This is a genomic window from Jeotgalicoccus coquinae, from assembly GCF_014207425.1.
Lineage (GTDB): Bacteria > Bacillota > Bacilli > Staphylococcales > Salinicoccaceae > Jeotgalicoccus > Jeotgalicoccus coquinae.
Window position 1 is genome coordinate 159,742 of record NZ_JACHFF010000004.1, and the last position, 19,627, is coordinate 179,368.

Consider the following 19,627-nt stretch of genomic DNA (forward strand, 5'->3'; position numbering starts at 1 on the left):
ACTTCAAACTGTAATAAGATAAATAAGACCAAACAATTTAGGGAGTGTCCATATATGAAAAAGATGAACGTTGAAAGTTTTAACCTGGATCACACAAAAGTTGCTGCACCTTATATCAGACTTGCAGGGACAAACGAAGGCGAGCACGGAGATACGATTTATAAGTTCGATATCCGTTTCTGCCAGCCGAACAAAGAGCATATGGATATGCCTGCACTTCACTCAATTGAACACCTGATGGCTGAAAATATCCGTAACCACCACGAGCGCGTTGTCGACTTAAGCCCGATGGGATGCCAGACTGGTTTTTATCTGTCTGTATTAAATGACGACGATAAAGCCGGCATTGAAGATGTTATGGAGAAAACTTTAAATGATGTTCTTGCAGCGACAGAAGTTCCGGCATGTAACGAAGTACAATGCGGCTGGGCAGCGAGCCACAGTTTAGAAGGTGCTAAGGAAATCGCGCGTAAGATGCTCGAAGACCGCAGCACATGGAGTACAGTATTCGCTGAATAGTTTTTTAATCCGGGCCACTCCTACGAGTGGTCTTTTTTTGTACCAGCCTGAGTTTTCCATTTCAATTTACATCACCCGCTGTTAGGCGTAAAATATACAGGATAATACACATAAATGAGAAAGAGGTTTTCTTAATGATTATGCCGGTATGGCTGATGTGGTTAATTCCACCTGCAGTTTTTATGATAATACCGTTAAAAATGTTAATCGACTGGTTCGCGATTTATCTGCCGCTCGATAAAAAATATAGCCGCAAGGAAATTACTGTTAAGGCTTCCTGGAAAATCTGGCTGACGGATATCGGTCTTCATCTCGCCGCTGTTGGAATTATGTATGCAGCACTGTATATCGATCCCCTGTTCAGAAGTAATCCAACATCATTTGATGATGTTAAGGAAATCAGTAATGCCACACCTGACTGGATTGTTGCGTTTTTCGAAGGAATTCTCGCAAATCCGTTCAACAGTATTTACAGTATAATTTTTGTCCTTATTTTATTTGCAGTTATTATTTTAGTACAGTTTAAACTGACTGGGAAAATCTATTCGAAATTCGGTCTGGATGAAAAACAGATTGCCAAATCCAGCATGATCTCTGCATTATTAATGGCACCGTGGATTATTATTATCCCGACATCATTATTCTCATCAATCATTTAACAGCAAAAAGTTCCCCGGCATCTTCGCCGGGGAACTTTTATATTTTAGTTAAAATCTCTTTTCACAGTCTGCTTTCAGTTTTTATTTACTGATTCATTCTTTCCAGTACCTGATCAATTGTCGGCATCGCGTGCTGTGCACCGAATTTTTCAACGCTCAATGATGCCGCAGTGTTCGCGAAGTGACAGCTTTCCTGCAGGTCTTTGCCCCTTGCAATATAGCTGACAAATGCGCCGTTGAAGCAGTCTCCTGCTCCTGTCGTATCAACAACTTCTGCTTTCATCGTCGGAACATCAACACGGTAGGCATCGACTGTATAATAACAGCCTTTGCTTCCGCTCGTTACAACAAATTTATCGATGTGGTCTTTTAAAAGCTCAGGATGTGCCTCTGCAAGCTGTGTCAGTTCAATCTGATTCGGCGTAATGTATGTACTGTAATTAATAATATTGTCCGTCAGCTTTTGTGCCGGCGCCGGGTTAACGACCAGCTCAATATTATTTTCACCGCATACCTGTGCCACGTAATCGACTGTATCCATCGGAATTTCCAGCTGTGTAACTACAACTTCACTGTCCAAAATCGCCTCACGGTGTTTATCGATTACTTCCTTCGTAACATGAGCATTCGCCCCGGGAACAACGATAATCGTATTATCCAGCGGATTCACGGTAATCATCGCAATGCCGCTTTCCACGTCGTCAATCATTTCAATGTTGCTGACGTTCACACCTTCACTCTTCAGGCTTTCAACCATCTCAATGCCAAATGCATCATTTCCTACTCTCCCGATAAACGTCACATTACAGCCGAGTCTTGCTGCTGCGACTGCCTGGTTTGCACCTTTACCGCCGCACAGTGTCGTAAATTTTTCACCCGTCAGTGTCTCACCGATTTTAGGATGGCGTTCTGCTGTAACAACTAAATCCATATTTAAACTGCCCACTATTGTTACCTTAGGCTTACTCATCTGTTATACCTCCAGAAATTACTGTAAACTGCCGAGTTTCTCAAGCAGTATGTTTTGAAATGCCGTTAAATCAATATCGTTAAGCAGGTTCACATTACGCCCCGCTTCAGGTGCTGTTTTACGCACATCACACACGGTCATGCCGCGGTTAATATCATCTGTACAGTCTACATCCACGCTGACCTGCATCCCTTTAAAAATCTCAGGATCAGTAAGATAAATGACTGCGACAGCGTCGTGTATATGCACCAGTTCGCTGTTAATATATGCCGGTGAGTCAAAGTAGAACTTCAGCATTTCGCCGAATGCTTTCTGAACTTCACCTACGCTGTTAAACAGCGCTTCAACCTGTGGTCTGTTAAGTCCGCTCTTATGCGTGACATCCAGACCGCACATCACAATCGGCAATCCTGAATCAAAAACTATTTTTGCCGCTTCAGGATCTCCCCAGATGTTGAATTCGGCTGTCGGTGTTCTGTTGCCGAATGTACCGCCGCCCATTAACACGATTTCTTCTATGCGTTCCGACACTTCCGGAAACACTTTTAAAAGCAGTGCAATATTCGTCAGCGGGCCGACCGGTACAAGTGTCATTTTTTCATCTTCAGGAAGAGTCATAATATGATCCCTGATAATCTGGAACGGGTTCCCCGATTCAGCCTGCTTTGATGTTTTAGCCAGTACAGTGTTGCCGAGACCTGTTTCACCGTGGACATGTCCTGCATCTTCTTTCGCTCTCGTTAACGGACCTTCTGCTCCTCTGACGACAGGCACATTCATGTTTAAGAAAGAACTCAGCAAAAGCGCGTTGTTCGTCACGCGTTCAATCGTCTGATTTCCTGCTACTGTAGAAATACCATGGATGTTCAATACATCTGTGCTTGCAGCAGCTGCTGCAAGTGCTATCGCGTCATCGATACCCGGGTCGCAGTCAATCCATATATTTCTTTTCCTCATATTACTGACCTCCGTCAAATGACTTCAGAATTTCTTCGAACAATATCCAGAACCCATCCTGGTTTACACCAAGTGCGACATTCGTATTCGGCTCTCTGCCCGTTACACTTAATGTATCAATTACAGTCATGCCGTATGAATACTCGCCTTTCGTCTCGACAGTGACATTTAAGTATTCCGTCTTGAACAGTTCCGGTTTTAACAGATACATTGTCGTACATGCATCGTGAATCGGTCCGCCGTTAAAGCCGAAATGATTTTTGTATGTTTCTCCGAAGAAGATTAATAACTCTTTAACGAATACCGCAATCCTGTTGTCGATTTTACTTACACGTTCAATAATATCGTCAGTTGCAATGACCTGATGCGTTACATCAAGACCGAACATCGTAACAGGCACATTGCTCTCATACACAACTTTTGCCGCTTCTGCATCGACAAAAATATTGAACTCGGCTGCCGGTGTCCAGTTGCCGAATGTGCCGCCCCCCATTAAAACTATTTCATCAATATTTTCTATAATTCTCGGTTCTTTAATTAAAGCCATCGCGATATTTGTTAACGGTCCTGTCGGTACAAGTGTTACAGGACCGCTCGAGTTCATAACCTGTTCAATAATAAAATCAACCGCATGCCCGCCGGTAACCTGCATCTGCGGGTCCGGAAGCACCGGGCCGTCCATGCCTGTTTCTCCATGGATTTCAGGTGCAATTTCACTTTCCTTTACTAACGGTCGTCTGGCGCCCTGAACAACAGGTACATCCAGTCCAAGCAGTTCACAGATTTTTAATGTATTAATTGTATTTTTCTCAACTTCGACGTTGCCTGCAACGGTCGTAATTCCTAAAATATTTAAATCACCGACACCTGAAGCCGCAATAATTATCGATATCGCATCATCATGTCCGGGATCACAATCCAAAATAACATTTCTCATCAGTAAAACACTCCATTCATCGTTCTTAAAATAATTATCTCATGAGCCGCTTTAATTTTACAGAAAGACTGCATACGGTTAAATATCTCTCTTCATTCTTAAAGACACCTGCACTTCGCCTGCCGCACTTTTCGTTTTCTTTACCGACTGCTGAACAAAACCCCGCGCCTTATAAAACGGCATTCCAAGCTCATTATTCTCCTGCACGGAAACCCATTGCTTTTTTGCACCTTTACGCTGATGATGTTCAGTTAATTTATGTAATAATGCTTTGCCAATTCCATGATACCTGTATTTTTTATCAATATATAATACATACACTTCGGCACTCCTGCCACCCGTCATTCCACCGCCGATGACACCGGCAACCGTGCCTTCTGTTTCAGCGACAAAAGAGTAGCTGCCCTTCTTAATATCCTGAATGATTTTCTCAGAACTGTACCAGTAGTTTACCGTCTGCTGCTGAAACGTCTTACTCAGTTGCCCTTCAACAGTCTCACGCCAGCCCGTGCTGCAAATAACAGAAATACGTTCTGCATCCCGGACTTCAGGTTTTCGGATTACGAGTTTCATCAGACTCTCTCCTTATTATTTTTTATAGTAGTATACGGCCAGCTGCGTCCGGTCTCTTAAGTCCAGTTTCGTCAGCATTTGGGATATATAGTTTCTGACCGTCCCTTCGCTCAGATACAATGAACCGGCGATTTCTTTGTTGTTATATCCTTCTGCAACCAGTTCGATAATATCCTGCTCCCGTGTCGACAGGTCTGAAAAATCCCTGTGCGCAGAATGTGCAGACATGCTTTTTACAATGTTGCTGTCGAACACCATGTTGCCGGACAGTACCGCTTCAACTGCCGGTATAATACCTGACAGATTATCTTTTAAAAGATATCCTCTGCAGCCTGTGTTCAATGCTTCGTGAATATACTCATCATCTTTAAATGTTGTAATCAGCAGAATCTTTGCATCCGGGTGTTCTTTAAGTATTTCCCCGCTCGCTTCAAGTCCGGATTTCTCACGCATTCTGATATCTGTCATTAACAAATCCGGCTTGAACTCACTGTAAAGTTTAACAGCATCAAAACCGTTCGCTCCCGTTGCTGCAACTTCGTAATCCGAGTTTTCCACTATCGTCGTCAGTGCGGATACTACAAGCGGATCGTCATCAACTATAATTATTCTCATTTTCCAGTCCTTCCTTATAAAATATTGCGTGTACGATAAATCCTTCGTCTTTAAAAGTATTCAGTACACCGCCGTATTTTTGTACAACCTCTGTCATCGACTGCAGTCCCATTCCCCTGTTGAACTGCCCTGCTGCCGTCCCATCATCTTTAACTGTCAGTGCTAAAAATCTGGGGTGTTCTTTTATAATAATTTGATATGTTTCTGCATTTGAATGTTTTTTGATGTTTGTCAAAGCCTCCCTGACCAGCGACAGCAGATCAATTTTCTGTTCGCGAGTCAGTGTCAGCTTCACATCATAAATAAATTCTCCATGATAACTTTTCATTTCTGACATATAGTTTTCAATTCTCGCTTCAAGATCGATGGATGTGTCATATAAATTATGAATACTGTGACGGACATCGTCCATGCCCGATTTCAGTCTCGTCTGCAGCTGCGTTAACGATTCACGCAGTTTATCTTCATCTTTTACATACTGCAGCGATTCAATCAGCAGAATACTGCTCGACAGTGAATGGCCGAGCGCATCGTGCATATCCCGTGCAATTCGATTTCTTTCATTCAGCTCCGCCATGTAAATATCTTTCTCGTGACTCTTCATCAGCTCGTTCCTTTGGGCTTTCAGGCGCATATTATCTTCTGTCAGCTGATCGCGCATTTCCCTGTTCAGCTGTTTTGATGCCGACAGCTTTTCAGACAGGATTGTCAGATAAAAAATCACGATGCTCAAAACAAGCAGCTCCCATTGCTGGAACATCAGTATTGGTATCAGCGTAATAATGCCGTACATCTGAAAATGCTTATACAGTATGTGTCCAAACAGCGGATAGAAATACAAAAAATTAATATCGATAAAAGGCAGTGCTGCAAACAAGACTGCTGTAACAGCCAGCATATATTTTCGGCTGATAACGTCGATACTGAACGATGCGATAAAAGCAATCAGTATAACTGTCACATGGCTTTCATCCGCAGTTATCAGGTAAAATGCTGCAAGTATTGTGAATATCATAATTTTCTCATACATGTTTGACATCGCTTCACCTCATATTATGACAATTGTCACTGTGATTCATGACCCCGGACACTAACGGTACGTTTACTTATATTATAAACTTAAGTTAACCAATATAGTACAGGGGGCAATAATATGATTGCAATGGACAAGGTAGTTAAAAGGTACAAAGACGTTATCGCACTGGACCATTTCTCTTTCCGGGCCGGCCGAAACGAAATTATCGGCCTGCTCGGCCCTAACGGATGCGGTAAAACGACAGCAATCAACTGTATGCTTTCACTGCTGAAATTCGATCAGGGAACGATTGAATTATTCGGCGATACTGTCAGCCCGAACAACAATAAAATTAAGCGCCGCATCGGTATCGTACCGCAGGAACTCGCTATTTTCGATAAGCTGAACGTCGTTGAAAACATTGATTTTTACTGCGGACTGTATATAACAAACAAAGCAGAACGTAAACAGCTGGTCGACGAAGCAATTGAATTTGTCGGCCTTGAGAAATACAGAAAATTTGTGCCTAAACAGCTGAGCGGCGGTCTTAAAAGAAGACTGAACATCGCCTGCGGCATCGCACATAAACCGGAAATTCTTTTTCTCGATGAACCGACAGTCGCAGTGGATGCGCAAAGCAGAAACTTTATTCTCGAAGGCGTTAAGAAAATGAAAGACCGGGGCACGACTGTTGTTTATACGACACACTACCTGGAAGAAGCTGAAGATTTATGTGATTCATTCGTCATTATGGACAACGGGCGCAATGTCGCAAACGGCACGCTCGACGAGCTGCAGAAATCAATTTCAACGACGGAAAGCATTACCGTTAAATTCATTTCCGGAGATGACGCACTGACTGAGCGGCTGAAACAGCTTCCTCATGTTAATCAGGTCGTTAAAACCGGAGACAGGTATAACATTCAATTCGAAAAACACCATAACAACTTAGCCAATCTGATCCGTTTTATCGAAGACCATTCGCTGACTTATACAGAAATCGCGAGTGAGCAGCCGTCGCTGAGCAGTATCTTCCTGGAACTGACAGGCAAGGAGCTGAGGGACTGATGAACTTTTTACGTCTCACCTATTATTTACTCATCATTAACTTTAAGGATTTTGGCTTTCTCTTTTGGACAATCGGTTATCCCATCGTTTTAGTCACAATATTTATGGCGACAACTTCGAACATCGGCGGAGAAGATATGTCCGATATCGATGTTGCGGTTTCCGGGGATAACGAATACAGCATAATTCTTGAAGAAATTGATTTTATCAATGTTCATGAAATGAGCGACAGTACCGCAAGAGCTGAACTGGCTGAAGAAAACGTGACGGGATACATTACAGAAGACGGCAGCCTGATTGTGCAAAACAGCGGATTCCAGCAATCCGTGCTGGAATCAGTCATGAATCAGATTCGCCAGACTTCAGCTCTTGGAGTATCACCTGAAAACTTTAATTTTGATACAGACTTTATTCAGACTGAAGATATGGAAACTGAACCGCAGGTCATTATGTACTACTCAACAATTGCCATGGTTTCTCTTTATACAGTGTTTACAAGTATGGAGCTTATTTCATCGATGCGTCCGAATTTAAGTACGATGGGTGCCAGATTCTCTGCCAGTCCATTCAGTAAATCAAAATATATTCTGGCAAGTTCTGCAGCAGGACTGCTGCTCGGACTGTTTTCGAACAGTCTGTTAATCGGCTATTTAATGATCTTTAACGAGTCCGTGCTGTTCAACCGCCTGCTGCCGACGCTCGGCATTATACTTGCCGGCAATATCGCGGGACTTGGCCTAGGATTTATTATCGGACTGACACCGAGAGTTAATATAAATGTAAAATCCGTCGTTCCGGTAATATTTATCGTCGGCCTCGCATTTCTTGCAGGTTTAATGGGACCCGGTCTCAGAACGGTGGTTAACAGAGAAATGCCGTTCATCAATGAGTTCAATCCATTGGCTCATATTACAGATACAATTTACCGTGTAAATCTTATGGACAGCTTCGACGGGTACTGGACAACGATTCTCTTCCTGCTCGGCATTACGTTTGTAAGTTTCTTCATTACATTAATCGCTTTGAGGAGGAAACAATATGACAATCTTTAAAATAATACTCCTCCACTTCTGGAAGTTTAAATGGATGATTATACCGCTCGCTCTGGTGTTTTTCTTAATCGCAGCAATGTTCAGTTTATTCGGCGGCACCGAAACGTTTGAAAGTGAGACACTCGGCATTACTGTCGTCGATGAATCGGGCTCAGAATCATCAGAAGCGCTGATCGAATATTTAAGCAGCTCGCATGAAGCTACAGTGCGGGATGATGTGTCCCGTAAAGTACTTGAAGAACAGGTTTTTCTGATGGAGATTCACGGTGCTGTGATTATTCCCGATAACTTTGACACTCATGTTAAAAACGGAGAACCGGCTGTTGAAATCATTACTGATGAACGTGCTGCAGCCAGTTTCCAGCTGGAGACCGAGGTTTCAAAATTTCTGATGTTCGCCAACGCTCAGTTTAACGACGCCGGCGCACTCGATAAAGACACATTGCAATCGGCACTGGACAATAAAGTCGATGTTGAACTGAACAGCGATACAGTGATTGCAAGTGAGGAAAACTTTGAAAATGCTGCAGCCTATTCTAACTTCGCTGCATACTGGCTCATGCTGTTCATTATGCTGTCAGTCGGCAACCTGATGTCTGAGTACAATAAACCGGAGCTTCAGAAACGAATTATCGCAGCACCGGTATCATCAACTTCTGGTGCAGTTCAGATATTAAGCGCACAGTCGCTGGTTGGTATTTTCGCAGTGCTCGTGATGTTCTTTGGTCTGATCGGCTTATATTACGACCGTCTCGAAGGGATACCGCTCGCTCATATATTTGTCGCGATGGTACTGATTATGGCCTTCACGCTTGCTCTCCAGTATGCGATTAATGCGCTGACGACAAATCGTTTTATCGTCAATGGTATCGCGAACCTGGTTACGCTCGGGCTGGCATTTCTGTCAGGTATCTTTATCCCAATTGAACTGTTCGGAGACGGCGCACAGCGCGTCGCAGAGTTTCTGCCGCTGTATCACTACACGCAGATTTATGCATCGAGCGATATCACATGGAGCGATTCAGCATTATCAATCGGTATTCTCGTGCTGTACACAATCGTCTTTATGATTATCGGCATCATCTTCAGTAATCAGCGTAAAAGTACACAATTGTAACGAACAGATATATAATGAAGTTAATGATATTACTGAAAGGATGGAACAGCCGTGAAAACAAAAACACTTTCCGCCATGACGGAAAAAGGACTCGATAAGAAAATTGCAGAATTCTTTTACGAAAATCAGTATATTGAAGTAACGGATATTAAATTCAGTGTGGGCAGCGTATTTGCAGTACTGATTCTTTACAAAGACAAATAAAAAAACCGGTTAGGCGCATGGATTTATGCGCCTAACCGATTTTTTATTAATTCACTTTAAAAATTTCATCGATATATTCAATATCTTCCGGATCGAGATCAATATCAGCAGCACGCATATTCGCTTTTATCTGCTCACCTTTTTTCGCACCCGGGATAATGACGTCGATTGATGGCCTCGTTAAATAAAATGCAAGTACAAGCTGAGCGACTTCTTCATCATATTTCTTCGCAAGTTCTTTCAGTTTATCCACCTTCTGAATGTTCTCTTTAAACTGGTCTTCCTGATAAAATGCCAGTTTCGAACGCAGATCTTCAAATTTAGTATTCTCATCGTACTTCCCTGCTAGAAGTCCCGCAGCTAATGGATAGAATGGAATAAACGTAATTTTATTTGCTGCAGTGTAATCCAGCATCTCTTTTTCCGCTTCGCGGTTAAGCAGGTTATATTCATTCTGAATAACATCAACATGATTATTCTTATTCGCTTCTGCCAGCTGTTCGACTGTAAAATTCGATACACCGATTGCTTTAATTTTACCCTGCGCTTTCATTTCATAGAGCGCCTGTACCGCTTCATCTTTCGGTGTCTTTTCATCCGGTTTGTGAATGTAGAACAAGTCTATATAATCCGTCTGAAGTCTTTCCAGTGCATCTTCCACTGACTGCTTTAAAAACTCCGGTGAGTTATCGATAATCATATCGCCATTTTCAAGCTCACGCTGTGCAGCTTTCGTTGCAATCACAACATCTTTTCTTTTATATTCTTTCAGCACTTCGCCGATTAATTCTTCTGAACGTTTCGGACCGTAACTAAATGCCGTATCCAGCATTGTCACGCCTGCCTCAATCGCATCTCTTACAGTCTGTCTGCCCTCTTCTTCATTTACGTCACCATATAAATTATAACCGCCGACGAAATTTGCGCCGAGAGCGATTGGATGTACTATAATTCCCGATTTCCCCAGTTCAACTAAATCTGTCATTTTGCATACCTCCTGATATTAGACACATTAAATATCTTTCCTTTTCATCAATCTGTCAAACATATCAACGTATTATGCATAAAGCCTTGCAGTAAAGCGCTTTTTTTAGGATACTAGAGGAGTGTGGAAAACTATTTAAGGAGTGTTTTTTAATGAATCAGGAGCAACTTGAAAAAGTAAAACAGGGTAATGGTTTTATTGCCGCACTTGACCAGAGTGGCGGAAGTACACCGAAAGCTTTAAAAGCATATGGTGTTAACGAAGATCAGTATACTAATGAAGACGAGATGTTCGATCTGGTACATGAAATGCGTTCACGTATCGTAACTTCACCTTCATTCACTTCTGACAAAGTTCTCGGTGCCATTCTTTTTGAACAGACAATGGACCGTGAAGTAGAAGGCCAGTACACTGGTGACTATTTAGCTGATAAAGGTATCGTGCCATTCCTGAAAGTCGACAAAGGACTTGCTGATGAAGAAAACGGTGTTCAGCTGATGAAACCTATGCCGGATCTTGAGGATTTATTAGCACGTGCAAACGATCGTCACATCTTCGGAACGAAAATGCGCTCCAACGTTCTTTCAGCTAACAAAGAAGGAATCGTTGCAGTTGTTGAACAGCAGTTTGAAGTTGGTAAGCAAATCATCGCTGCAGGACTTGTACCGATTATCGAGCCTGAAGTAAATATTAATGCTGAAGACAAAGAGCAAATCGAAGAAATTTTAAGAGATGCAATTCTTGAAGAATTAAACGGCCTTGCTGAAGATGAACTTGTAATGCTTAAACTTACAATTCCTACTGTACCCAACCTGTACAAAGAACTTGTTGATCACCCTAACGTGATTCGCGTAGTGGCGCTTTCAGGCGGATACACGAGAACTGAAGCAAACAACTTATTAAAACAAAACGAAGGTATCATCGCGAGCTTCTCACGTGCACTTTCAAGCGATTTAAACGCAGCACAGTCTGCTGAAGAGTTTGACGGTAAATTATCAGAAGCAATCGATTCTATCTATGACGCATCAGTAAATAAAAAATAATCAATACAAAAGACAATGGCATGCCATTGTCTTTTTTCTAAGGGGGAACTTTTTATGAAAGCTTTACTTAATATCGACTATACTTATGACTTTGTCGCAGCAGACGGTAAACTGACTGCAGGAGAACCTGCACAGCAGCTTCACGATTATATCCTGAACGTTACCCGTGAATTTATCGTTAATGGGGATTACACGATATTTGCGATTGACGCTCATGAAGAAGATGATAAGTATCATCCTGAAGCAAAACTGTTCCCGCCGCATAACATTGTCGGTACAAGCGGCCGGGATTTGTACGGGGAACTTGAATCGCTGTATCAGGAAAACAAGGATAAGAAAAATATTTATTACACAGATAAAACACGCTACTCCGCTTTTGCAGGTACGGACGTTGAACAGCGTTTGAGAGCACGGGGCATTACTGAAATTCACTTAGTCGGTGTATGTACCGATATTTGTATACTTCATACTGCAATTGATGCATACAACAAAGGCTTTGATATCGTCATTCATAAAGACGGAGTCTCAAGCTTTAACCTCGATGCACATGAAACCGCACTCCAGCACTTTAAAAATTCGCTGGGCGCTGAAATAATATAATTTACTGAAGCCGGGACATTTTGTCCCGGTTTTTGTATTTGGAGAGGAATAGAGAAAGCTCATTGCGGAGCAGACAAAAAGACAGGCACTCCGCCCGGAGCGCCTGTCCTGTTTTAAAACGTCGATAATCCTGTTGCTTCCTGTACTCTGTACAGAATTGTTTTCATTAAGGATTCTTCCGCTTCTTCTTCATAATCCAGCGTATAATCCGCGTCTTCATTTGTCCAGAGTCTGTTGAAGTACTCTGTAATCTCTCCTGCAAAATCACTGTCCGCCGGTGCGGTAACCAGCACGTTTGTTTCAAGATTATAGTTTTCAAGATTACGTCTCGTAAAGTTTGCGGAGCCGCCGTTAAAGATCACTTCACCTTCTGCTTCCAGCATAATAAATTTCGCATGATACTGTTCCCCGCCCGATTTATACCAGCGGATATTTGCCGGATTGTCATGCGTCGTCAATTCATCCGCAACCGGTCTGTTCGGCACTCCGTTTTTCTCATTACCGAATGCATCCTGGTTAATATCAAGAATCATATTCATTTCGACATTGCGGTCAAGCGCTGCTTTAAATGCTTCGACGATATCTCTGTCGGACAGGTAAAATAATCCGACACTGAGTTTATCGCCTTCTTCTGCGGCGTTAACCATCTCAAGAATATTATCTTTAATTTTTCCTTCTGTAATCAGCTGTACCGTATACTGTCCTTCATCGTCTTCAGTTTTCTCAGGGAGTTTATCGGCAAAGTCGCTGAATACACGTGTATTACCGCCGCTGAAATTTACGACTGCACGTTCACTCTGCAGCAGATCGTAAAGAATATCTCCATTCAGCTTCATTGCAATGTTCGAATGATGCACACTTGCATCATGCGGATTCGCCGACATTACGAGACCGTTTTTTTCATTGATAATCAGCTTTCTGTGGTTGGCCTTAAAGTTCAGCATCGTTAAGTATGAACGGATATTAACTTCCGGACCCTGCGGTCTTAGAGCATTTATCATCCACTGGTCTTCAGAAGTTCCGAACCATTGGAAATAAGTTCTGTAAAATCCGGAGTACAGCGGATTCGAATCACGAAGTTTAGACAGATCCGTAAATATAACTTCTATGCCTGCTTTCTTCAGCTCATTAATATGTGGCGGCATGTATGTATCATAGAATGTATTAATTCCGTCTGTTATGAAAATAATCTCCATATCCGGATTTTCAGATTTTTTAGCTGTCAGTTTATCCGTTAAGTTTTGGGACAATGGCGGAAAATCAAGCGTTTCATGATTGTAGTCATCATTAAATAAAAACATATCTATAACTAAAAACTCTTCTGCTTCACCAATCATCGTATACACTTCTTCAAAGATTTCCTGTTCCTGTGTAATTGCATCATCATTATTTGTATATGTAAGGTCGTATAAAAACGTTGCATCATCTGTCTGGTATTCTTCAGACTCGAACGATACACCAGCGGGTACCGGCATAAAGTAACGCACACCGGAGACAACGAAAGGTATAAGTATTAAAGCTGCCAAAATGATCAGGACAAAATATCGTTTTTTCATTATTCACCTCTGTAATTAATAGTATTAATTTACACTCATCTCTATTCTATCAAAGAAACTTTACGAAAGTGATAAGATATTTGCAGTAAAAATGGTATAATATAACTTACGAATTTTAAGGAGTGAAATGTGTGAATATTAATGTATTGTACGAAGATAACCATTTACTCATTGTCGATAAGCCGGTTAACATCCCTGTCCAGGAAGACAGTTCAGAAGATAAAGACTTATTAACTATGTTAAAGGAATATATTAAAGAGAAATACAATAAACCCGGTGCGGTTTATTTAGGGCTGGTTCACAGACTTGACCGTCCCGTCGGCGGCGCTGTAGTATTTGCGAAAACTTCGAAAGCGGCGGCCAGACTGTCAAACGAAGTCAGACTGCAAAACTTTGACCGCCAGTATCACGCTGTAGTCGAGAATCACCTCGACCAGAAAAAGGGTACTTTAACGAACCACTTATTTAAAGACGCGAAGAAAAACATCTCGAAAGTCGTTCATAAAAACCACCGCGGTTCAAAAATGGCCAAACTGGATTATGAAACAGTTGGAGAAAACAGCAGGTATTCACTTGTAAAAGTTAACCTTCACACAGGACGTTCACACCAGATCCGTGTTCAGCTGTCGCATTTCGGACACCCGCTGTTCGGCGATCAGAAATATAACAAGAATGCTAAAGTCGGTCAGCAGATTGCACTTTACTCAACTTACCTGCGCATTAAACATCCTACGAAAGATGAGTACGTGGAAGTACACTGCAATCCGCCGGAAACATTCCCGTGGAGTGATTTTAATGTGTCTTATTAATTTTAATATCGGTTCGCATGATAAATATAAAATGATTATCGCAGCAAATCGCGATGAATTCTATTCACGCCCCACTGCACCTGTGCATTATTGGGAAGATCATCCGAATATTTTAGGCGGCCGCGATTTAAAAGCACAAGGCACCTGGCTCGCAGTATCAAAATCAGGTAAAATAAGTGCATTGACTAATATCCGCACACCTGAGGAAATGACGGCGGAAGCTAAAAAGTCGCGCGGTGAACTCGTCGTTAACTATCTGCTTTCAGAAAAAAGTCCAAAGGAGTATTTAACTGCTCTGGCAGGTCACAGCAGTGATTATGCCGGATTTAATCTGCTTACAGGCACTCCGGATGAACTTTACTATATGAACAATTACGATAACAAAATCTCACGGGTTACTGACGGTACACACGGTTTATCGAATGAGTACCTCGATACACCGTGGCCTAAAGTCGTTATCGGAAAAGAACAGCTGGATAAAGTTATATCGGAAGACGACATAGATATCGATGCATTATTCAGCCTGCTCCGTATTGATACGAAAGCAGCAGATGATATTGTGCAGCAGACCGGTGTTGATGCCGGGCTGGAAAAGAAATTATCACCGCTGTTTATCGACATTCCGGATTTTGATTACGGCACACGATGTTCCACTGTCGTGCTTGTCGACCGTCAGAATAATATTACACTGATTGAACGCACGTTTAAAAACGGTGTTGAAACCGGTGAAATAACAGAAACGATATCAGTCAATAAATAAAAAACAGGTTCGCAAACTCCCTGTCAAAAAAACTAAGGAGAAGACGCAATATGAACATTAGAGACATGGCGATTAACGGTGTCTTGGCGGCAGTTTATGTCGCTCTTACTGTTATCAATCCGATTGGCACAGGAGCTATTCAGTTCAGAATAAGTGAAATGCTCTGTGTCATTCCATTTTTCAACCGCAAATATATCGCAGGTATGATTCTTGGAGTCGGAATCGCAAATATTTTCTCAAGCCTCGGCTTAATCGACGTCATCGTCGGCGTAACTATATCGGTTATCGCTTATTCATTAAGTTACTTTATAAAAAACGTCTGGGTCAATGCATTGCAGTACAGCGTGCTTGCAGGCCTGTTCGTCGGTCTGGCGCTGTATTTAGTACTCGGCCTGCCGTACTGGTTCAGTGCAGCAACAGTTGGACTGTCAACGCTGATTACTACATTTATCGGTACGTTTATATTTAAAAAGATCGGCCATAAAATATTGCCGGAATAAAAAATACGCCCCCGCATTAGCGGAGGCGTATTTTTTATATCATAATTATTATTTAAATTCAGGTGGTGTACCTTCAGCATTTCCTGCAATTGCGTCAATCTGAATTAAAGCATCTTCCTGTAAAGCTGAAACGCCGACTACTCTTCTTGCAGGCGTGCCTTCCGGGAAGAATGTTGCGTAAACTTCGTTTACTGCATCCATATCTGCAAGGTCTTTAACGAAGATATTTACTTTAACCATATCTTCCATTACGTGGTCAACGCTTTCGATAACCGCTTTAATGTTAGTTAAAACCTGTTGAGTCTGTTCTTTAATTCCGCCTTCAACTAATTTACCAGTTGCAGGATCAATTGGCAGCTGAGCTGACAGGTGGTTGTAGTGTGAGAATGCTACAGTTTGTGTAGATAAGCTGTCAACCGGTGCATTTTCTGTGTTGTGTGCTTTGATTACAATACCGTGTCTGTCTTCGATAGCCTGTGGCGGCGTACCGTCTCCGTGTGATACTACTGCTTCGATTTGTACTGAAGCACCCATCTGCAGATCTTCAGCCTGGATTACAGTACGTGCAGGTACATAACCGACAGTTCTTGCGATTGAAGAATCCGGGAAGAATGTTGAGTAAACTTCGTTTACTGCATCCATATCTTTAAGGTCTTTAACGAAAATATTAATTTTAACGATGTCATCGAATGGTACGTCGATACCTGATAAAATAGCTTTAATGTTTTTCAGGCTCTGTACAGTTTCCGCTTTAATTCCGCCAGTAACGATTCTGCCTGTTGCAGGATCGATCGGCAGTTGAGCTGTGATGTTGTTGTAGTGTGAGAATGCAACTGTCTGTGATGATAAATTGCTCACAGGTGCAGCAGATGTGTTGTTTGACAGTTTAATTAAATCTCCTGCCTGCGGTGCATCTGGAATTGTTCCTTCGCCGTGTGATACAAGTGCTTCCACCTGCACTAAAGCATCCATCGGTAACGCAGCAGCAACTGTTGTGCGTGCAGGTACATACGTCGGGAAGAAAGTTTTGTAAACTTCATCCACAGCGTCAACATCCTGGATATCTTTAACAAAAACAGAAATTCTGACGATGTCGCTCATTACGTGACCAACACTCTCAAGTACCGCTTCAATATTTTTAAAGTTCTGTTCAGCCTGTGCTTTAATTCCGCCTTCAACTAATTTTCCTGTTGCAGGATCTATTGGAAGCTGTGCTGAAAGGTTATTGTAGTGGGAAAAAGCCGCTGATTGTGATGACTGGTCAAATTTCGGCGCGTTTTTTGTATTCGTTGCTGATACTGCATTATATTCACTCATAAATAGTATACTCCTTTAAAGTTAGGTTTATTTGAAACATATAATTAGCAGAATTTATGGCTTAGCCTACTGCTGAAAGTTATAAAATATATACTTCATTATCCACCTTACATCAGGAACAAATAAATAGAATTGTCATATAACACATTTTCATCTGTTCATTTTATTACTTCCTACAATAATAGAGTTTTAAAAAGGTCTTCCCAAGGTTGGATAACCTTATGAAAGACCTTATCTTAACACCTATTAAATTCGAAATAGATTAACTATTATTACATCATGCCCGGCATTCCGCCGCCCATGCCGCCCATATCAGGGCCGCCGTTTTCTTCAGGAATGTCTGCAACTACCGCTTCAGTTGTTAAGAACATTGCTGCTACAGAACCTGCATTTTGCAGTGCTGAGCGCGTTACTTTAGTCGGATCCACGATACCTGCATCAATCATGTTTACCCACTCAGCAGTATCAGCGTTATAACCAATACCCGGCTTCTGATGTTTCAGCTGGGAAACTATTACCGAACCTTCCTGGCCCGCATTTTCAACAATCTGGCGTAATGGAGCTTCAAGTGCTTTCAGTACGATGCTGATACCAGTCTTCACATCGCCTTCCGCTTCAAGTTCTGCAACTTTAGAGTACACTTCTACAAGTGCAGTTCCCCCGCCTGCTACAATACCTTCTTCTACTGCAGCACGCGTAGAGTTCAATGCATCTTCGATACGAAGCTTGCGTTCTTTCATTTCAGTTTCTGTTGCTGCACCGACTTTAAGTACTGCAACTCCGCCAGCTAATTTAGCTAAGCGTTCCTGTAATTTTTCTTTATCGAAACTTGAAGTCGTTTCTTCAAGCTGTGCTTTAATCTGATTCACACGTGCTGAGATAGCTTCTTTGTCCCCGGCACCTTCAACGATAGTCGTATCATCTTTAGATACGTGAACTTTGCTCGCGTTACCTAAAAGATCAACTGTTGCATCTTTAAGTTCAAGACCAAGCTCATCAGTAATCACCTGTCCGCCTGTTAATGTCGCAATATCTTCAAGCATTGCTTTACGACGGTCACCGAAGCCCGGTGCTTTTACTGCGATTACATTAAATGTTCCGCGGATTTTGTTTAATACAAGGTTGGTCATTGCATCACCGTCAACGTCATCTGCAATAATTAAGATTGGACGTGACTGCTGAACAATCTGCTCAAGTAACGGTACAAGATCCTGAATGCTTGAAATCTTTTTGTCCGTAATTAATACGTACGGATTGTCGAGTTCAGCAATCATTTTCTCTGAATCAGTTACCATGTAAGGTGACAGGTAGCCGCGGTCGAACTGCATTCCTTCTACTACTTCAAGTTCAGTTTTAAAGCCGCGTGATTCTTCAATCGTAATGACACCGTCATTGCCGACTTTTTCCATAGCTTCTGAAATAAATTCACCGATTTCAGGATCGTTTGCAGAAATTGCACCAACCTGTGAAATTGATTCTTTATCCTGAACAGGTTTTGAAACTTCCTGCAATGCTTCAACAGCGCGTTCCACAGCCATGCCGATACCAGTACGTATGCCGACAGGGTTCGCACCGCTCGTTACGTTTTTAAGACCTTCCTGGATCATTGCCTGAGCAAGTACTGTTGCTGTTGTCGTACCGTCCCCGGCAATTTCATTAGTCTGGTTCGCAACTTCTGCTACCAGTTTTGCACCCATGTTTTCGTACTTATCTTCAAGTTCGATTTCTTTTGCAATTGTTACACCGTCGTTAGTAATTAACGGTGATGAGAATGCTTTATCCAAAACGACATTACGTCCTTTTGGTCCTAATGTTACTTTTACAGCATTAGCTAATTTGTCCACACCAGCCAGCATTGACTGACGTGCATCTTCTGAAAATTTTAATTCTTTAGCCATTATATTGCCTCCCAAAGTGAATTATATGCGATGTTTATATTATTCAATTACTGCTAAAATTTCTGATTCAGAGAGAATTAAATAGTCATTATCTCCATGCTGGACTTCTGTCCCTGCAAATTTGGCATAAACAACTTTGTCGCCTTCTTTAACTTCAAGTTCCACTTTTGTACCATTTTCAAGTATACGTCCTGAACCGACTGCGACTACTGTGCCTTCCTGCGGTTTTTCTTTAGCAGAATCAGTTAAAATGATACCGCTTTTTGTTGTTTCTTCTTTTTCTGAAATATCCACTACTACTCGATTTCCAATAGGTTTTAACACGGAAATGCCCTCCTTATTAATCATAAATTTATTAAAATTAACTGCATAATTTGGCACTCATCAATATTGAGTGCTAACAATAATTATAATAATCAAAGTTGGTCAAAATTGCAAGTAATAAGACTGTATTACTTTTGAGTTTCCTCTTT

Annotated in this window: 22 protein-coding genes and 1 riboswitch; of the genes, 11 read left to right on the forward strand and 11 right to left on the reverse strand. The window is 41.8% G+C overall.

Annotated elements, in window-relative coordinates:
* Positions 1-54 precede the first annotated feature (54 nt).
* Together HNR41_RS11040 and HNR41_RS11045 are read left to right on the forward strand one after the other, a co-directional pair.
* Positions 55-519: an S-ribosylhomocysteine lyase gene (locus HNR41_RS11040; protein WP_184284648.1), complete on the forward strand. Its 465-nt coding sequence runs from the start codon at positions 55-57 to the stop codon at positions 517-519.
* Between the two features lie 134 nt (positions 520-653).
* On the forward strand, positions 654-1,178 hold the full coding sequence (locus HNR41_RS11045) for a hypothetical protein (RefSeq protein WP_184284650.1): 525 nt from the start codon (positions 654-656) through the stop codon (positions 1,176-1,178).
* Between the two features lie 85 nt (positions 1,179-1,263).
* Here HNR41_RS11045 and rbsK read toward each other — a convergent pair whose 3' ends face one another.
* From rbsK to HNR41_RS11075, 6 genes are all read right to left on the reverse strand, one after another.
* The gene (gene rbsK, locus HNR41_RS11050; protein ID WP_184284652.1) at positions 1,264-2,148 is read right to left on the reverse strand and encodes a ribokinase; all 885 of its coding nucleotides are present in this window, start codon (positions 2,146-2,148) and stop codon (positions 1,264-1,266) included.
* A gap of 18 nt (positions 2,149-2,166) precedes the next feature.
* Entirely contained in the window at positions 2,167-3,105 is a 939-nt protein-coding gene (locus tag HNR41_RS11055; RefSeq protein WP_184284653.1) for a nucleoside hydrolase, read from the reverse strand.
* Position 3,106: 1 nt separating this feature from the next.
* Positions 3,107-4,042, reverse strand: a complete 936-nt coding sequence (locus HNR41_RS11060; RefSeq protein WP_184284655.1) for a nucleoside hydrolase — start codon at positions 4,040-4,042, stop codon at positions 3,107-3,109.
* Positions 4,043-4,120: 78 nt separating this feature from the next.
* Positions 4,121-4,615 (reverse strand): GNAT family N-acetyltransferase, encoded by a 495-nt coding sequence (locus HNR41_RS11065; RefSeq protein WP_184284657.1) that lies wholly within the window; start codon positions 4,613-4,615, stop codon positions 4,121-4,123.
* 15 nt (positions 4,616-4,630) lie between these two features.
* Complete coding sequence (locus HNR41_RS11070) at positions 4,631-5,230, reverse strand: response regulator (protein ID WP_184284659.1); 600 nt, start codon at positions 5,228-5,230, stop codon at positions 4,631-4,633.
* Positions 5,211-6,269, reverse strand: coding sequence for a sensor histidine kinase (locus HNR41_RS11075; protein ID WP_184284661.1), 1,059 nt, complete (start codon positions 6,267-6,269; stop codon positions 5,211-5,213). Before HNR41_RS11075 ends, HNR41_RS11070 begins: the two co-directional genes overlap by 20 nt.
* A gap of 114 nt (positions 6,270-6,383) precedes the next feature.
* On the opposite strand from HNR41_RS11075, the gene HNR41_RS11080 reads away from it, so the two are divergent.
* Genes HNR41_RS11080 through HNR41_RS11310 form a run of 4 tightly spaced genes read left to right on the forward strand, consistent with a single transcriptional unit; the run spans position 6,384 to position 9,686 of the window.
* On the forward strand, positions 6,384-7,313 hold the full coding sequence (locus HNR41_RS11080; protein ID WP_184284662.1) for an ABC transporter ATP-binding protein: 930 nt from the start codon (positions 6,384-6,386) through the stop codon (positions 7,311-7,313).
* The gene (locus tag HNR41_RS11085) at positions 7,313-8,365 is read left to right on the forward strand and encodes an ABC transporter permease (protein WP_184284663.1); all 1,053 of its coding nucleotides are present in this window, start codon (positions 7,313-7,315) and stop codon (positions 8,363-8,365) included. The genes HNR41_RS11080 and HNR41_RS11085 overlap by 1 nt, the downstream gene beginning before the upstream one ends.
* Positions 8,352-9,482: an ABC transporter permease gene (locus HNR41_RS11090; protein WP_184284664.1), complete on the forward strand. Its 1,131-nt coding sequence runs from the start codon at positions 8,352-8,354 to the stop codon at positions 9,480-9,482. Before HNR41_RS11085 ends, HNR41_RS11090 begins: the two co-directional genes overlap by 14 nt.
* Before the next feature lie 51 nt (positions 9,483-9,533).
* On the forward strand, positions 9,534-9,686 hold the full coding sequence (locus HNR41_RS11310; RefSeq protein WP_186100388.1) for a hypothetical protein: 153 nt from the start codon (positions 9,534-9,536) through the stop codon (positions 9,684-9,686).
* A 46-nt stretch (positions 9,687-9,732) separates the two neighbouring features.
* Here HNR41_RS11310 and HNR41_RS11095 read toward each other — a convergent pair whose 3' ends face one another.
* The gene (locus HNR41_RS11095) at positions 9,733-10,671 is read right to left on the reverse strand and encodes an aldo/keto reductase (protein ID WP_184284665.1); all 939 of its coding nucleotides are present in this window, start codon (positions 10,669-10,671) and stop codon (positions 9,733-9,735) included.
* A gap of 152 nt (positions 10,672-10,823) precedes the next feature.
* Here HNR41_RS11095 and HNR41_RS11100 point away from each other — a divergent pair, with 152 nt between their 5' ends.
* Both HNR41_RS11100 and HNR41_RS11105 read left to right on the forward strand, forming a co-directional pair.
* Positions 10,824-11,714, forward strand: a complete 891-nt coding sequence (locus HNR41_RS11100) for a fructose bisphosphate aldolase (protein WP_184284666.1) — start codon at positions 10,824-10,826, stop codon at positions 11,712-11,714.
* Positions 11,715-11,768: 54 nt separating this feature from the next.
* Positions 11,769-12,314, forward strand: a complete 546-nt coding sequence (locus tag HNR41_RS11105; RefSeq protein WP_184284667.1) for a cysteine hydrolase family protein — start codon at positions 11,769-11,771, stop codon at positions 12,312-12,314.
* Between the two features lie 113 nt (positions 12,315-12,427).
* Here HNR41_RS11105 and HNR41_RS11110 read toward each other — a convergent pair whose 3' ends face one another.
* Positions 12,428-13,870: a phospholipase D family protein gene (locus HNR41_RS11110; RefSeq protein WP_184284668.1), complete on the reverse strand. Its 1,443-nt coding sequence runs from the start codon at positions 13,868-13,870 to the stop codon at positions 12,428-12,430.
* Between the two features lie 131 nt (positions 13,871-14,001).
* On the opposite strand from HNR41_RS11110, the gene HNR41_RS11115 reads away from it, so the two are divergent.
* The 3 genes from HNR41_RS11115 to HNR41_RS11125 all read left to right on the forward strand — a co-directional run bounded on the left by HNR41_RS11115 (position 14,002) and on the right by HNR41_RS11125 (position 15,939).
* Entirely contained in the window at positions 14,002-14,679 is a 678-nt protein-coding gene (locus HNR41_RS11115; protein ID WP_184284669.1) for an RluA family pseudouridine synthase, read from the forward strand.
* A complete protein-coding gene (locus HNR41_RS11120) occupies positions 14,666-15,439 on the forward strand; it encodes an NRDE family protein (protein WP_184284670.1) in 774 nt (257 codons plus the stop codon). The genes HNR41_RS11115 and HNR41_RS11120 overlap by 14 nt, the downstream gene beginning before the upstream one ends.
* Positions 15,438-15,481: riboswitch (PreQ1 riboswitch) on the forward strand. Its footprint overlaps the gene before it by 2 nt.
* A gap of 8 nt (positions 15,482-15,489) precedes the next feature.
* Positions 15,490-15,939 (forward strand): QueT transporter family protein, encoded by a 450-nt coding sequence (locus HNR41_RS11125; protein WP_229714998.1) that lies wholly within the window; start codon positions 15,490-15,492, stop codon positions 15,937-15,939.
* A 48-nt stretch (positions 15,940-15,987) separates the two neighbouring features.
* Here HNR41_RS11125 and HNR41_RS11130 read toward each other — a convergent pair whose 3' ends face one another.
* The 3 genes from HNR41_RS11130 to groES all read right to left on the reverse strand — a co-directional run bounded on the left by HNR41_RS11130 (position 15,988) and on the right by groES (position 19,478).
* Positions 15,988-17,256: a RidA family protein gene (locus tag HNR41_RS11130; RefSeq protein ID WP_184284671.1), complete on the reverse strand. Its 1,269-nt coding sequence runs from the start codon at positions 17,254-17,256 to the stop codon at positions 15,988-15,990.
* 272 nt (positions 17,257-17,528) lie between these two features.
* A complete protein-coding gene (gene groL / locus HNR41_RS11135) occupies positions 17,529-19,154 on the reverse strand; it encodes a chaperonin GroEL (protein WP_184284672.1) in 1,626 nt (541 codons plus the stop codon).
* 39 nt (positions 19,155-19,193) lie between these two features.
* Positions 19,194-19,478, reverse strand: coding sequence for a co-chaperone GroES (gene groES / locus HNR41_RS11140; RefSeq protein ID WP_184284673.1), 285 nt, complete (start codon positions 19,476-19,478; stop codon positions 19,194-19,196).
* Positions 19,479-19,627 lie beyond the last annotated feature (149 nt).